This is a genomic window from Pseudomonas sp. FGI182 (assembly GCF_000511325.1).
Lineage (GTDB): Bacteria > Pseudomonadota > Gammaproteobacteria > Pseudomonadales > Pseudomonadaceae > Aquipseudomonas > Aquipseudomonas putida_Z.
Genome location: NZ_CP007012.1, coordinates 5,338,499 through 5,352,492 on the forward strand (window position 1 = coordinate 5,338,499; position 13,994 = coordinate 5,352,492).

The window sequence follows — 13,994 nt, forward strand, 5'->3', positions numbered from 1 at the left end:
CGAAGGGCCGCAAAGCGGCCCCAATTTGCTTAACTGAACGACATTAGGGCATGCCGGCTCCCACAGGCCCCACGCATTTTCTGGGCCTCGCGCTAAACCTGTGGGAGCGGGCAAGCCCGCGAAGGGCCGCAAAGCGGCATACCTGCTCCCACACGCCCCGGCAAAATCAGTGGGGTATGGTTTACAGCAGATACGAAAAAGCCCGCATCGTTGCGGGCTTTTTCGTATCTGGCAGTTGGATCAGAACCGGTAGACTTCCATATCGGTTCGAATCGGCGCAGCCATCGGGATCTTGGACTTCTCCGGCGTCTTTTTCACCTGCACCGGAGCAGCCGGCTTTTTTGGCGACTCTTCGGCAATCGCCGGCTGGTTGGCCAGCGGCTTGACCGCAGTGCTCAGCTGTTCGGCCAGCTTCTGCAGCAACTGGCCCTGGGCCTGTACCTGCGACGCCTCGCTGCCCGCGTGTGGCTGCTCGAGGTGAACGATGCGGTTGTCACGCACATGGCCACGGCGGTCCAACAAGCGCCACTGGGCATCCAGGACGGCCGGCTGGTCCTTGCCCGAGTCCAGGCGAGTAATCGACAGCAGTACTTGTACATCGGGGTTGAAACCGGTCGCCGCCGGGGCCAGCACCACGCGCTGGCTGTCCAGGCGCCAGGCGAGTTGGCGCACCAGCAGCTGGTCGATATCCGACGAAAGGCTGCCGGCCCAACGACCGTCGGTCGCCGAACTCAGGCTGCCATCGGCCTGACGCTGCAGGAAGGTTTCACGTTGCAGGTAATCGGCAACCGATACCGGGCCGAGCACCACGGCCATGCCCGCACTCTGCGAAGGCTGGCCAGGATCACCACTGTCGAGCTGGTACAGGGCAACCGGCTGGTGCATTGTGCACCCGCCAAGGCCCAGCAGGCCAGTCATCAACAGCGCAAATGGAAGGCGCAGAAATTTCATCATCCCATCCAGGCGGTCGCCAAAAGGCCAACCGCAGTGATACACATAGATTCAAACGGGCACACGGCCACGCCGGCACCGCAAGGGCCATATCATCCGCGAAATAACCGTCCGACTCCAGCATTTCTGCCCGGAACGACGCTGAAATTGCCGTTCCAGACATTTCAACCGGTTACGCCGGCACTTCCACCTGCAACCCATCGACCCGCTGGAACCCGCGTGGCAGCTTACTGCCGCGCCTTCCGCGCTCGCCCTTGTAATGCTCCAGGTCGTCCGCTTTCAGAGATAGGGTACGCTTGCCGGCTTGCAATACAAGTGTCGCGCCATCGGCAATCACAGCCAGATCGGTAACAAATTCTTCACGGCTGGCTACCCGGTCGCCCGGCACCCCGATGATCTTGTTGCCCTTGCCTTTGCCCAGCTGAGGCAGGTCGCTGACCTTGAACACCAGCAGACGGCCTTCGGTAGTCACCGCCGCCAGCCAGTCCTGCTCGCGGTTGGCCACCGGGCGCGGGGTCATGACCTTGGCACCGTTGGGCAGGCTGAGCAAGCCCTTGCCGGCCTTGTTCTTGGCCTGCAGGTCTTCACCCTTGACCACGAAGCCATAGCCGGCGTCCGAAGCCACCACGTACAGCGCATCGTCGTCCGGCAACAGCACGCACTCGAAGGTGGCCCCCGGTGGTGGCGTCAGGCGGCCGGTCAGCGGTTCGCCCTGACCACGCGCCGACGGCAGGCTGTGAGCGGCCAGCGAGTAGCTGCGGCCAGTGGAGTCGATGAGCACGGCAAACTGGTTGGAGCGCCCGGCGGCGGCGGCCTTGAAGCCATCGCCGGCCTTGTACGACAGGCCGGTGGCATCGATGTCGTGGCCCTTGGCGCAGCGCACCCAGCCCTTCTCCGACAGCACCACGGTGACCGGCTCGGTCGGCATCAGTTCGTTTTCCGACAGCGCCTTGGCCTCGGCACGCTCGACGATCGGCGAGCGGCGGTCGTCGCCATAGGTTTCGGCATCCTTGACCAGCTCGCTGCGTACCAGTTTGCGCAGCTTGGCATCGCTGCCCAGCAGGGCGAGCAGTTTGGCCTGCTCTTTCAGCAATTCATCCTGCTCGCCACGGATCTTCATCTCTTCCAGGCGCGCCAGCTGCCGCAGGCGGGTCTCGAGGATGTAGTCGGCCTGGATTTCGGTCAGGTCGAACCGGGCGATCAGGGCTTGCTTGGGCTGGTCCTCGGTACGGATGATGTGGATAACTTCATCCAGGTTGAGGAACGCGGTCAGCAAACCTTCCAACAGGTGCAGGCGCTTCTCCACCTTGTCCAGGCGGTGCTGCAGGCGGCGACGGACGGTAGTGGTACGGAACTCCAGCCACTCCAGCAGCAGCGCTCGCAGGTTCTTCAGCTGTGGCCGGCCGTCCAGGCCGATGATGTTGACGTTGACTCGGTAGCTGCTTTCCAGGTCGGTGGTGGCAAACAAGTGCTGCATCAGTTCATCGGCATCCACGCGGTTGGAGCGCGGGATGATGACGATGCGGCACGGGTTCTCGTGGTCCGATTCGTCACGCAGGTCGGCGACCATCGGCAGCTTCTTGGCCTGCATCTGCGCGGCGATCTGCTCCAGCACCTTGGCCCCGGAGACCTGGTGCGGCAGCGCGGTGACGACGATGTCGCCATCCTCGACGCGGTACACGGCGCGCATACGGATGGAGCCGCGGCCGCTTTCGTACATCTTGAGAATTTCTGCCCGCGGCGTGACGATCTCGGCCTCGGTCGGGTAGTCCGGCCCCTGGATGTGCTCGCACAGCTGCTCGATGGTGGCCTTGGGCTCGTCGAGCAGGCGCACACAGGCCGTGGCCACTTCACGCAGGTTGTGCGGCGGCACGTCGGTGGCCATGCCCACGGCGATACCAGTGGTGCCGTTGAGCAGGATGTTGGGCAGGCGCGCCGGCAGCACGGCGGGCTCCTGCAGGGTGCCGTCGAAGTTGGGCACCCAGTCCACGGTGCCCTGGCCGACTTCGCTGAGCAGCACTTCGGCGTAGCGCGAAAGACGCGCTTCGGTATAACGCATGGCGGCGAACGACTTCGGATCGTCCGGCGCACCCCAGTTGCCCTGGCCGTCGACCAGGGTATAGCGGTAGCTGAACGGCTGCGCCATCAGCACCATGGCCTCGTAGCAGGCCGAGTCGCCATGGGGGTGGAACTTGCCGAGCACGTCACCGACGGTACGCGCCGACTTCTTGTGCTTGGCATCGGCATCGAGCCCCAACTCGCTCATGGCGTAGACGATGCGTCGCTGCACCGGCTTCAGGCCATCGCCGATGTGCGGCAGGGCGCGGTCCATGATCACGTACATGGAGTAGTTGAGGTAGGCCTGTTCGGTGAAGTCAGCCAGCGAGCGGCGTTCCACGCCGTCCAGGCTGAGTTCCAGTGAGTCGCTCATGCGGGCCTCGTCATTTCAGGTTCTGGCGCAGCAGCATGGTGCCGCCGCGCTGGGTAAATTCAAGTTGTTTCAGGGCACTCATGCCCAGCAATACGGTCTGCCCATCCAGGCCCGGCACCACGATGGCGCGCACGTCCTGCAGGCGGATATCCCCCAGCTGCAGGCTGGCCAGGCGCGTGCGGTAGCCTTCGGTACGGCCGTTGGCGGTACTGAGCTGCACCGGGCTGCCACGCTCCAGGCCCAGCTCGCGGCCCAGCGCCTCGGGGATGGCCACGTCGGTGGCACCTGTGTCGAGCATGAAGTGCACCACCTGGCCGTTGATTGCGCCATCCATCACGAAGTGGCCCTGGCCGTTGCCCAGCAGGCGCACCTCGATAAAGCCTTCGCCATGCGACGACTGCACCTGGGCATTGGGGTTGCGCTGGCTGTCTTCCCATTGGCCGAAGAAACGCGTGGCAAGGAACAGCGCCGCCGCCCAGGCGACGATCATCAATACCTTGCCAGCCCGCTTGCCCGGTGCCTGGCTCATGGCTTGGCGCTCCATCCGCCTTCCGGCGCATCGAAGCGCCAGACGATCGGGCGTGCCTCGCCATCGGCGCGGGCGCCATTGTTGTTGTCCACACCGATCCAGGCGCCCTTGGCATCGATCACCAGGGCCTCGGCCAGGCCGAACGGCTGTTGATAGCGGCGCGACTCGACCAGGGCATCGGCAGCGAACGACCAGCAGCGCTCGACCTTGCCACTGTCGGTATCCCGACGGCAGACCCGGTAGGCGTTGCGTTCGAGGGTGAACAACTTGCCTTCGAACCAGGCCAGGTCAGCGAAGTCGCGCGACAGTGCCTGGGCATTGGGCATCTGCGCCGGCTGCATTTCGACGCCAGCCTCGCTCAGCAGCACGCAACTGCGGCCGCAGGTCCACACCGATTGCTGGCGCTCGATGGCCACCAGGCCCCGCCGCTCGCGCTCGGCGGCCAGCCACAGGCGGTCGCCCGCCGGGTTGATCGCCAGGCCTTCGAACAAGGCGTTGAAGTTCAGCAGCATGCCGCTGGCACGGGCCTGACGAACCATGGCCGGGTCGATCTTCAACCAGTCCGCTTCGCCTTCCAGCGGCAGTTGCAGCACCGCGGCATGCGCCTCGCTGACCAGGTACAGGTTACCCGCCTGGTCACAGCTGATGCCTTCGAAATCCAGCTCGCCACCACGAATATACGACGCCGCCCAGTTGCGCGACTTCAGGCCCCACGGCAGGCCACTTTCCGGCACCGCTGGCGGGGTGAAGGTGAGCGGCTGCGCGCGCCAGGTCGGGTTTTGCTGGTCGAAGCGGTAGATACGGTCGTCGTCGCGGTCGGAAACGCCCCACAGCCCGCCCCGGCATTCCACCAGGCCAGACAGGTTGCCACCACGCATGCCTTCGATCGGGTGCTCGGCGCTCAGCTTCAACTCTGGCCAGTTGCCCGCTAGGCTCGGCAGGGCAACCAGCGCCAGACAGGCAGCCAGAAGCCGCCGAATCAAACCATGACCTCGGCCAGGTTACCCTTGGTTTCCAGCCAGCTCTTGCGGTCACCCGCGCGCTTCTTGGCCAGCAGTTTGTCCATCAGCTCGCAGGTGGCCTGCACATCGTCCAGGGTCAGCTGCACCAAGCGCCGGGTGTTCGGGTCCATGGTGGTCTCGCGCAGCTGTGGCGGGTTCATCTCGCCCAGGCCCTTGAAGCGGGTGACCTGTGGCTTGCCGCGTTTCTTCTCGGCCACCAGGCGATCGAGGATACCGTCACGCTCGGCCTCGTCGAGGGCGTAGTAGATTTCCTTGCCCAGGTCGATGCGGTACAGCGGCGGCATGGCCACGTACACATGCCCGGCCTCGACCAGCGCGCGGAAGTGCTGGACGAACAGCGCGCACAGCAGCGTGGCGATGTGCAGGCCGTCGGAGTCGGCGTCGGCAAGGATGCAGATCTTGCCGTAGCGCAGCTGCGCTAGGTCGGTGGCCCCCGGGTCGACGCCAATGGCCACGGCGATGTTATGCACTTCCTGGCTGGCCAGGACTTCGCCACCGTCCACTTCCCAGGTGTTGAGGATCTTGCCGCGCAGCGGCAGGATCGCCTGGAATTCCTTGTCGCGAGCCTGCTTGGCCGAGCCACCAGCCGAGTCACCCTCGACCAGGAACAGTTCGGCGCGCATCGGATCCTGGCCGGCGCAATCGGCCAGTTTGCCGGGGAGTGCCGGGCCCTGGGTGATGCGTTTGCGCTCGACCTTCTTGCTGGCCTTGAGGCGGCGACCGGCGTTGCTGATCGCCAGCTCCGCCAGTTGCATGCCCAGCTCGGGGTGGGCGTTGAGCCACAGGCTGAAGGCATCCTTGACCACGCCGGAAACGAAGGCCGCCGCCTCGCGCGACGACAGGCGCTCCTTGGTCTGCCCGGAGAACTGCGGGTCCTGCATCTTCATCGACAGCACGAAGGTGATGCGTTCCCAGACGTCTTCCGGCGCCAGCTTCACGCCGCGCGGCAGCAGGTTGCGGAACTCGCAGAACTCGCGCATGGCATCCAGCAGGCCCTGGCGCAGGCCGTTGACGTGGGTGCCGCCCTGGGCGGTAGGGATCAGGTTGACGTAGCTTTCCTGGATGCTGTCGCCGCCTTCTGGCAGCCACAGCAAGGCCCAGTCCACTGCCTCCTTGTTACCGGCCAGGCTGCCGCAGAACGGCTCGTCGGGCAGGCGCTGGAACTCGTTTACCGAGTCGACCAGGTACGAGCGCAGGCCGTCCTCGTAGTGCCATTCGACCTTCTCGCCGCTGGCCTTGTCCTCGAAGCTGACCAGCAGGCCCGGGCACAGCACGGCCTTGGCCTTGAGCACGTGCTTGAGGCGGCTGATGGAGAACTTCGGCGAATCGAAGTACTTGGGGTCGGGGCTGAAGTACACGCTGGTACCGGTGTTGCGCTTGCCGACCGAGCCGACCACTTCCAGCTCGCTGGCCTTGAAGCCATCGGCGAAGGTCATCTGGTATTCGTTGCCGTCACGTTTGACGCGCACGCGCACCTGGGTCGACAGGGCGTTTACTACCGAGATGCCCACGCCGTGAAGGCCACCGGAGAACTGGTAGTTCTTGTTGGAGAACTTGCCGCCGGCGTGCAGCTTGGTGAGGATCAGCTCGACCCCGGACACGCCCTCTTCCGGGTGGATGTCCACCGGCATGCCGCGGCCATCGTCGCTGACTTCCAGCGAGTGGTCGGCATGGAGGATGACCTGCACCGAACGGGCGTGACCGGCCAGGGCTTCGTCGACACTGTTGTCGATGACTTCCTGGGCCAGGTGGTTGGGGCGGCTGGTATCGGTGTACATGCCCGGCCGCTTGCGGACCGGGTCAAGGCCCGAGAGGACTTCGATGGCGTCTGCGTTATAGGCGCTAGCGCTGGGAGTGGCCATAGGGTCTCGTCGTCAGTCTGGTGAATGCAAAAAAGTCAAAATACAGAAAAATCGAGCGCTGCGTACTGCCCACGGGCAATGCCGGCGAAGGCCAGCAGTGCCGGCAGGCGCTCGGCGAAGCCCTGGAAGCTGTGGTCGCCACCGGCCTGGATACGCAGGGCACAAGCACGGTAATAGCGCTCGGCGTGGCGATAGTCCAGGGTTTCATCGGCGGTCTGCAGCCACACTTGATAGCGGCTGGCGTCCACCGGGGCTGGTACTTCCAGCTCGGCCAGGGCCTGCACGTGATCGTGGGTCAGCTCCCAGGCTTCACCGGTGTAGTGATTGTGCTGGGTACCCAGGTAGCCGTCGAAATGCTTGTGCGGTGTTACCGCCGGGTTCACCAGCAGGGCCTTGAGGCCGTGGCGCTCGGCCAGACAGGTGGCATAGTAGCCGCCGAGCGAACTGCCCACCAGCAGTGGCGCGCCCAGCTCGGCGATGGCCGCTTCGAGCTGGGCGATGGCCTGCCGTGGGTGGTGGTGCAAGGCGGGCACCCGCAGTTGGGCCGACAGGCCCAGTTGCTGCATCACGGCCTCGAGTTGGCGCGCCTTGGTCGAAAGTGGCGAGCTGTTGAAGCCATGGATATAGAGGATGGAACCCGACATGCTGCCCCCGGAATCTGTGGCTTCGCGCCCGGTGATATGGGCGCAGGGACGCGCAGTGTAGCGCGTTCGCCGGGTTTTGACGCAGTGTCACGGGTTTCGCAACAATTTCTTCACCGAAGTCGCAACCACAGTTCCCTGTAGGAGCGGCCTTGTGTCGCGATGGGGCGCGAAGCGGCCCCAGGGTTTCAGCTGCGCCACAAATATTGCCGGGGCCGCTCTGCGGCCCATCGCGACACAAGGCCGCTCCTACAATTGAGCGCGTCTGCAGCCGCAGCTCAATAACCAGGGCTATCGAAGTCGAGCTTCACCTTGAAATCCAGTGCCCGCTCTACCCCGGTCTCCAACCGCCCGTCGGCGTGCAGGCGCAGCCAGCGGTATCCAGGCTGCTCCTCGCTCACCTTGAAATCCTCGCTGCGCGCCGCGAACTGGATGCAGGTCGACGGAGTGGCCAGCAGGCGACGGCCGTCGCGCACTTCATCCCATTCCTGGTGCACATGCCCCCACAGCAGCGCCCGCACCTGTGGATAACCCTCGACGATATCGAACAGCGCCTGGGCATTGCGCAAGCCGATCGGCGCGATCCAGGCACAGCCGATATCCACCGGCTGATGGTGGAAGCACACCAGGCAATGCCGTTCACCCGCCTCTCGCAAGGCCGTTTCCAGCACTGCCAGCTGATCACCCTCCAGCAGCCCATGCGTCGCCCCGTGCACGGCCGTGTTGAGCATGACGATGCGCCACGCACCGATATCGGTCACCGCCTGTACCAGCTCCGGCGCCACTTGCGCCATGACTCGGGCCTCGTCATGGTTGCCAGGCAACCAGCGGGTGGGCACGGCAAACGGTGCGGTCAGCTCACGGAATGCTTCATAGGACGCCACGCTGGCGTCCTGGGACAGGTCACCAGTGCACAGCAGCAGATCGACAAGCGGTTGCTCCCGCCGCACCTGGGCCACTACATGGCGCAGGCTGTCACGGGTATTGAGGCCCAGCATGCTGCCGGCCGGGTCGGCGAACAGGTGGGCATCGGTCAGTTGCACCACATGCACGGGGCGCGATTGGTCTGGCTGCGGCAACGGCCGTCTCCTCGAACGGATTCAGCGCGAATTATGGCTGCACAACGGGTGCGAGCAAACACCCACGAACGACCTGCGTCACACTTCAGCGAACACTCGCCAGTTCGTGACCACAAGCCAGGCAGTGGCTCAGCCATTCACCGAGGAACAGGTTGAGCTGGGCCTTTTCGTCCGGCTGGTGCATGGCCTCGTTCGGATACGGGTAGATGCTGCGCAGGCGCCGGGTGTGTTCGGCACTGACCACTTCGGCCATGCGCGCATCGTGGTACACCTGCACTTCCAGGTGCGGCACCGGCAACCACGGCAGGCTGTGCTCCTGGCGCACGTGCAGGGTGGTGGTATACGGGCAGGCCAGCACCACGTCGAGCACCAGCACGCCAAGCATCTGGTCGCCCTGGGTCATGCCGATGCGGCGCGAGCTCTGGGTGGTGCGCATGTCGGGCAACAGGCGCATCAGCCGGGCGTAGTTGGCCTCGCAGGCTGCCTGCAGCCCGACCAGGTCGACCCGATAACGCTCGCGCAGCAGGTTCACTTCCACATACCTCGTACTTCGTCACGGTTCAGCGCCAGCCATTGCAGGCCGATGATGGTCGCCGCGTTGCAGATGCGCCCGTCGCGCACCGCCTGCATGGCATCCTCGAACGACCACACGCGCACGCGAATGTCCTCGCCCTCTTCTTCCAGGCCATGCAGGCCGCCCGCACCTTCGCTGCTGCAACGGCCGAGGAACAGGTGAACGTATTCGTCACTGCCGCCGGGCGACGGGAAGTAACGGGTCATCGGCCACAGGGCGCTGAAGGCCAGGCCGGCTTCTTCTTCGGCTTCGCGGTGGGCGACTTCCTCGGGTTGCTCGTCCTTGTCGATCAGCCCGGCCACCATCTCGATCAGCCAGGGGTTGTCGACCTTGTCCAGTGCACCGACGCGGAACTGCTCGATCAGCACCACTTCATCGCGCAACGGGTCGTACGGCAGCACGCACACCGCATCATGGCGCACGAACAGTTCGCGGCTGATCTCGCGGCCCATGCCCCCGGCAAACAACTCGTGGCGCAGGCGTAGCTTGTCGAGCTTGTAAAAGCCCTGGAAGCAGTTGGCCCGCTCGATGATTTCGAAGCCCTTGGGCACTGAGTTCAACGCGTCTGACATGGAAATCCTCATTACCTCGAATACCGCATCGCGCCATCCTACTCTGCACGCCTGCCGGTTTCATCCCTTTCCGGCAACCGTTCGCGCACTCGGGACAGCGCGCCTTCTCTCTGTTAGCTTAGTGGCGAACTGAAGGCCGCGCAGACGGTCAAAGGCCGACTTTTCCCTGTTCTGCAAGGATCCTCATGACACTTGTCAAACTGACTTCCGTGGCTGTGCTGGCCCTGGCCCTGGGTGCCTGCCAAAGCCTGTTCACGCCCAACTACCGGGCGCCGCTCGAGGTCAAGCGTGATGCCTGGGAGCATGTCAAACCCGGCTGCAGCGAAAGCGACTGCCCGCTGGTGAACATCGACATGATCCACTTCCCGGCCTTGCCCAAGCTCGATGGCATCGTCGAGAAACGCCTGCTGCAACTGACCGAAGACAACCAGCGCGGCAACGCACCGACCAGCCTGCAAGCCTACGAGCAGCAGTACCTGGCCAGTGCCGACAAGCGCAACAGCAGCTACCTGCAGGCCAAGGTACGCGAGCAGCATGACGGACTGGTGATCATCGAACTGTCCAGCTACCTGGACAGCGGCGGCGCCCATGGCATGCCCGGGCGTGGTTTCATCAACTATTCGCGCAAGCTGGACAAGGTGCTGACCCTGCAGGACATGCTGGTGCCCGGCCAGGAAGACACCTTCTGGAAAACCGTCGAGGAGTCGCACCGCGCCTGGCTGATCAGCGTAGGCATGGACAAGGACGCCGAGTTCATCAAGACCTGGCCGTTCAAGCAGTCGCCGCACGTCGCCCTGACGTACGGCGCGGTGGTGGTCAAGTACGAGGTCTATTCCATCGCGCCCTACTCCATGGGCCACGTGGAGTTGAAGATCCCGTACCCACGCCTGAATGGCGTGCTCAAGCCCGAGCTGTTTCCCGGCCGCGGCTGAAGCTCAACAGCCCGTGCAGTAGCCCTGCCAGCAGCAATGCCGGCAGGGTCGCACCCAGGTCGGGCGCTTGCGCGGCGATCAGGTGGTACGCGGCAACGCCCACCGCCCAGGCCAGCAGTGCAGGCCAGTGCAAGCCATGCACCTGTGCCGGCAAGCGGCGGCGACGGATCACGTAATGGTCCATCAATACCACACCGAACAACGGTGCAAACACCGAGCCGATCAGCAGCAGGAAGTTCTCGTACTGTGCCAGTGGCGCCAGCAAGGCGATCAGCGTGCACAGCACGCCAATGGCCAGCGCCAGGTGCTCGACCTTCAGGCGCACCAGCACACCGGTGGAAACGGCTGCCGAGTGAATGTCGGCAAAAGCCTTTTCCGACTCGTCCAGCAGAATCAGCAGCAGTGGAATGCCCATGCCGGCGCCCGCCAGGGCCAGCAGCAGGGCGTTGGCTTCGCCATTGCCGGCGAAGGCCAAGGTGTAGCCCACGCCCAGGCTCATCAGCCAGGTGTTGCCGATGAAGTAGCCCACCACCGTACCGCCGAATACATGTTTGCCGTTACGGGCAAAACGCGAGTAATCCGCGATCAGCGGCAACCAGGACAGCGGCATGGCAATGGCGATGTCGAAGCCCACGGCCAGCGACATCGAACCGTCACCGGCACGGTCCCACAGTGCCGCCAGGTCGGCCTTGGCGAACAGGTTCCAGGTCAGCCACAGGCAAGCGCCCAGCAGCAGCCAGATGCCCCAGGTGCGCAGCACCTTGCGCACGAACGCCAGCGGCCCACCGACCGCGAGCAGAGTGGCCAGGGCGCCGAAGCACAGGGTCCAGAGCATAGGGCTGTTCCAGGCGCTGGCTTCGCCGAACGCCCGCGCGCCCAGCAGGCTGGCGGCATCGCGCATGACGATGATCTCGAACGCGCCCCAGCCCACCAGTTGCAGCAGGTTGAGCATCGCCGGCAAACGCGCACCATGGCCACCCAGGCTCAGTTTCAGGGTGCCCATGGCCGACAGGCCGGTATCGCTGCCGATGACACCGGCAGCCCCCAGCAGCAGCACACCCACACCGGTGCCCAGGGCGATAGCCAGCACCGCGCCGGCAAGGCCCAGGCCAGGGGCCAGCATGGCGCCGACCTGCAGCACCATCAGGCCGATGCCGAGGGAGAACCATAGCGAGAACAGGTCGCGGGCGCCGAAGATGCGCTGGGCGGTGGGGACCGGGTGGTCGGGGGAGAATTGGCTGGGGGTGGTCATGCTTTGACACTCGGCAAGGTATTGGATTGGACGCGGTCGCTGTAGGAGCGGCCTTGTGTCGCGAAAGGGCCGCAAAGCGGCCCCAGGTTTTCAGCTTCGCGGCTGAAATTGCCGGGGCCGCTTCGCGGCCCATCGCGACACAAGGCCGCTCCTACAGGGGTCAGCGCTGCGACTTAGACTTTGTGATACAGCTGGCTGCCTTCCTGGCGGAACCGCTCGGCCTGCTCACGCATGCCTTGCTCGACCGTCACATCCACGGTTTCGATCTTGGCGGCGTATTCACGCACTTCCTGGGTGATCTTCATCGAGCAGAACTTCGGCCCGCACATCGAGCAGAAGTGCGCGACCTTGGCCGATTCCTTTGGCAGGGTCTCGTCGTGGTAGGCACGGGCAGTGTCCGGGTCCAGGCCGAGGTTGAACTGGTCTTCCCAACGGAACTCGAAGCGTGCCTTGGACAAGGCGTTGTCACGAATCTGCGCACCTGGGTGGCCCTTGGCAAGGTCGGCGGCATGAGCGGCGATCTTGTAGGTGATGATGCCGGTCTTCACGTCATCCTTGTTCGGCAGGCCCAGGTGCTCCTTGGGCGTGACGTAGCAGAGCATGGCGCAACCGAACCAGCCGATCATCGCCGCACCAATGCCCGAGGTGATGTGGTCGTAGCCAGGAGCGATATCGGTGGTCAGCGGGCCGAGGGTGTAGAACGGCGCCTCGTCGCAGCATTCCAGCTGCTTGTCCATGTTCTCCTTGATCAGCTGCATCGGCACGTGGCCGGGGCCTTCGATCATGCACTGCACGTCGTGCTTCCAGGCGATCTTGGTCAGCTCGCCAAGGGTTTCCAGCTCACCGAACTGCGCGGCATCGTTGGCGTCGGCAATCGAGCCGGGGCGCAGGCCGTCGCCCAGCGAGAAGCTGACGTCGTAGGCCTTCATGATTTCGCAGATTTCGTCGAAGTGGGTGTACAGGAAGTTTTCCTTGTGGTGCGCCAGGCACCACTTGGCCATGATCGAGCCACCACGGCTGACGATGCCGGTGACGCGCTTGGCGGTCAGCGGCACATAGCGCAGCAGCACACCGGCGTGGATGGTGAAGTAGTCCACGCCCTGCTCGGCCTGCTCGATCAGGGTGTCGCGGAACAGCTCCCAGGTCAGGTCTTCGGCCACACCGTTGACCTTTTCCAGGGCCTGGTAGATCGGCACGGTACCAATCGGCACCGGCGAGTTGCGGATGATCCACTCACGGGTTTCGTGAATGTGCTTGCCGGTGGACAGGTCCATGACCGTGTCCGAACCCCAGCGGATGCCCCAAGTCAGCTTGGCCACTTCTTCCTCGATCGAGGAGCCCAGGGCGCTGTTGCCGATGTTGCCGTTGATCTTCACCAGGAAGTTGCGGCCGATGATCATCGGCTCCACTTCCGGGTGGTTGATGTTGGCCGGGATGATCGCGCGGCCACGGGCGATTTCCTGGCGAACGAACTCTGGGGTGATTTCTTTCGGGATGTTGGCCCCGAAGCTGTGACCGGCGTGCTGCTCGTCGAGCAGGCCCGCGGCGCGTGCCTCTTGCAGCTTCATGTTTTCGCGGATGGCCACGTATTCCATCTCGGCGGTGATGATGCCCTGGCGGGCATAGTGCATCTGCGAGACGTTGGCGCCCGCCTTGGCACGGCGCGGGTTGCGCACGTGGGCGAATCGCAGCTTGGCCAGTTCGGCATCGTTCAGGCGCTGCTGGCCGAAGTCGGAGCTCAGGCCGGCCAGGCGCTCGGTGTCACCGCGTGCCTCGATCCACGCCGAACGCACGTCGGCCAGGCCTTTTCGCACGTCGATGACAACGTTGGGGTCGGTGTACGGGCCGGAAGTATCGTAGACCAGCACCGGGGCATTGGACTCGCCACCGAAATCGGTCGGGGTGTCGTCCAGGCTGATTTCACGCATGGGCACGCGGATGTCCGGGCGCGAGCCTTCGACATACACCTTGCGCGAACGCGGGAACGGTTGCACGGACTGCTGATCGACTTGTGCCGATTCGCTGAGGTTGATCGCTTTTTCTTGTTTGGTCATCACAGGCTCTCCAGACGGCTTCCTAGCAGTGGAATGTCGGGGTGAACCTGAAAGGCGCGGACGCACCCTTGATGGGTGCAGTGCCGGACATGGGG

Annotated in this window: 12 protein-coding genes; 1 reads left to right on the plus strand and 11 read right to left on the minus strand. The window is 64.4% G+C overall.

The window, feature by feature from the left end:
* Window positions 1-240: 240 nt before the first annotated feature.
* From C163_RS23550 to C163_RS23590, 9 genes are all read right to left on the minus strand, one after another.
* Entirely contained in the window at window positions 241-951 is a 711-nt protein-coding gene (locus C163_RS23550) for a membrane integrity-associated transporter subunit PqiC (RefSeq protein ID WP_025340838.1), read from the minus strand.
* Between the two features lie 172 nt (window positions 952-1,123).
* Window positions 1,124-3,382 (minus strand): DNA topoisomerase IV subunit A, encoded by a 2,259-nt coding sequence (parC, locus tag C163_RS23555; RefSeq protein WP_025340839.1) that lies wholly within the window; start codon window positions 3,380-3,382, stop codon window positions 1,124-1,126.
* A gap of 10 nt (window positions 3,383-3,392) precedes the next feature.
* Window positions 3,393-3,911 (minus strand): TIGR02281 family clan AA aspartic protease, encoded by a 519-nt coding sequence (locus C163_RS23560; protein ID WP_025340840.1) that lies wholly within the window; start codon window positions 3,909-3,911, stop codon window positions 3,393-3,395.
* A complete protein-coding gene (locus tag C163_RS23565) occupies window positions 3,908-4,894 on the minus strand; it encodes an esterase-like activity of phytase family protein (protein ID WP_025340841.1) in 987 nt (328 codons plus the stop codon). Before C163_RS23565 ends, C163_RS23560 begins: the two co-directional genes overlap by 4 nt.
* The gene (gene parE, locus C163_RS23570) at window positions 4,891-6,795 is read right to left on the minus strand and encodes a DNA topoisomerase IV subunit B (RefSeq protein WP_015272020.1); all 1,905 of its coding nucleotides are present in this window, start codon (window positions 6,793-6,795) and stop codon (window positions 4,891-4,893) included. The genes C163_RS23565 and parE overlap by 4 nt, the downstream gene beginning before the upstream one ends.
* Window positions 6,796-6,830: 35 nt before the next feature.
* Window positions 6,831-7,439 carry a YqiA/YcfP family alpha/beta fold hydrolase gene (locus C163_RS23575; protein WP_025340842.1) on the minus strand — a complete coding sequence of 203 codons (609 nt, stop codon included), beginning with the start codon at window positions 7,437-7,439 and terminating at the stop codon, window positions 6,831-6,833.
* A gap of 275 nt (window positions 7,440-7,714) precedes the next feature.
* A complete protein-coding gene (gene cpdA / locus C163_RS23580; protein ID WP_025340843.1) occupies window positions 7,715-8,515 on the minus strand; it encodes a 3',5'-cyclic-AMP phosphodiesterase in 801 nt (266 codons plus the stop codon).
* An 85-nt stretch (window positions 8,516-8,600) separates the two neighbouring features.
* On the minus strand, window positions 8,601-9,053 hold the full coding sequence (locus tag C163_RS23585) for a DUF1249 domain-containing protein (RefSeq protein ID WP_016501905.1): 453 nt from the start codon (window positions 9,051-9,053) through the stop codon (window positions 8,601-8,603).
* Window positions 9,044-9,661 (minus strand): NUDIX domain-containing protein, encoded by a 618-nt coding sequence (locus tag C163_RS23590; protein ID WP_015272022.1) that lies wholly within the window; start codon window positions 9,659-9,661, stop codon window positions 9,044-9,046. Before C163_RS23590 ends, C163_RS23585 begins: the two co-directional genes overlap by 10 nt.
* Before the next feature lie 185 nt (window positions 9,662-9,846).
* Between C163_RS23590 and C163_RS23595 the strand changes: the two genes are divergently transcribed.
* Window positions 9,847-10,593, plus strand: coding sequence for an RsiV family protein (locus C163_RS23595; protein WP_025340845.1), 747 nt, complete (start codon window positions 9,847-9,849; stop codon window positions 10,591-10,593).
* Here the strand turns inward: C163_RS23595 and cytX are convergent.
* Both cytX and thiC read right to left on the minus strand, forming a co-directional pair.
* Window positions 10,562-11,845, minus strand: coding sequence for a putative hydroxymethylpyrimidine transporter CytX (cytX, locus tag C163_RS23600; protein ID WP_025340846.1), 1,284 nt, complete (start codon window positions 11,843-11,845; stop codon window positions 10,562-10,564). The genes C163_RS23595 and cytX overlap by 32 nt on opposite strands.
* Window positions 11,846-12,018: 173 nt before the next feature.
* Window positions 12,019-13,899 carry a phosphomethylpyrimidine synthase ThiC gene (thiC, locus tag C163_RS23605; protein ID WP_025340847.1) on the minus strand — a complete coding sequence of 627 codons (1,881 nt, stop codon included), beginning with the start codon at window positions 13,897-13,899 and terminating at the stop codon, window positions 12,019-12,021.
* Window positions 13,900-13,994: the final 95 nt, after the last annotated feature.

What these genes read in the sequence shown, in the direction of transcription:
- C163_RS23550 (WP_025340838.1), bottom strand. Translation starts at nt 951, where the DNA reads ATGAAATTTCTGCGCCTTCCATTTGCGCTGTTGATGACTGGCCTGCTG.
- parC (WP_025340839.1), bottom strand. Translation starts at nt 3,382, where the DNA reads ATGAGCGACTCACTGGAACTCAGCCTGGACGGCGTGGAACGCCGCTCG.
- C163_RS23560 (WP_025340840.1), bottom strand. Translation starts at nt 3,911, where the DNA reads ATGAGCCAGGCACCGGGCAAGCGGGCTGGCAAGGTATTGATGATCGTC.
- parE (WP_015272020.1), bottom strand. Translation starts at nt 6,795, where the DNA reads ATGGCCACTCCCAGCGCTAGCGCCTATAACGCAGACGCCATCGAAGTC.
- C163_RS23575 (WP_025340842.1), bottom strand. Translation starts at nt 7,439, where the DNA reads ATGTCGGGTTCCATCCTCTATATCCATGGCTTCAACAGCTCGCCACTT.
- C163_RS23590 (WP_015272022.1), bottom strand. Translation starts at nt 9,661, where the DNA reads ATGTCAGACGCGTTGAACTCAGTGCCCAAGGGCTTCGAAATCATCGAG.
- C163_RS23595 (WP_025340845.1), top strand. Translation starts at nt 9,847, where the DNA reads ATGACACTTGTCAAACTGACTTCCGTGGCTGTGCTGGCCCTGGCCCTG.
- cytX (WP_025340846.1), bottom strand. Translation starts at nt 11,845, where the DNA reads ATGACCACCCCCAGCCAATTCTCCCCCGACCACCCGGTCCCCACCGCC.
- thiC (WP_025340847.1), bottom strand. Translation starts at nt 13,899, where the DNA reads ATGACCAAACAAGAAAAAGCGATCAACCTCAGCGAATCGGCACAAGTC.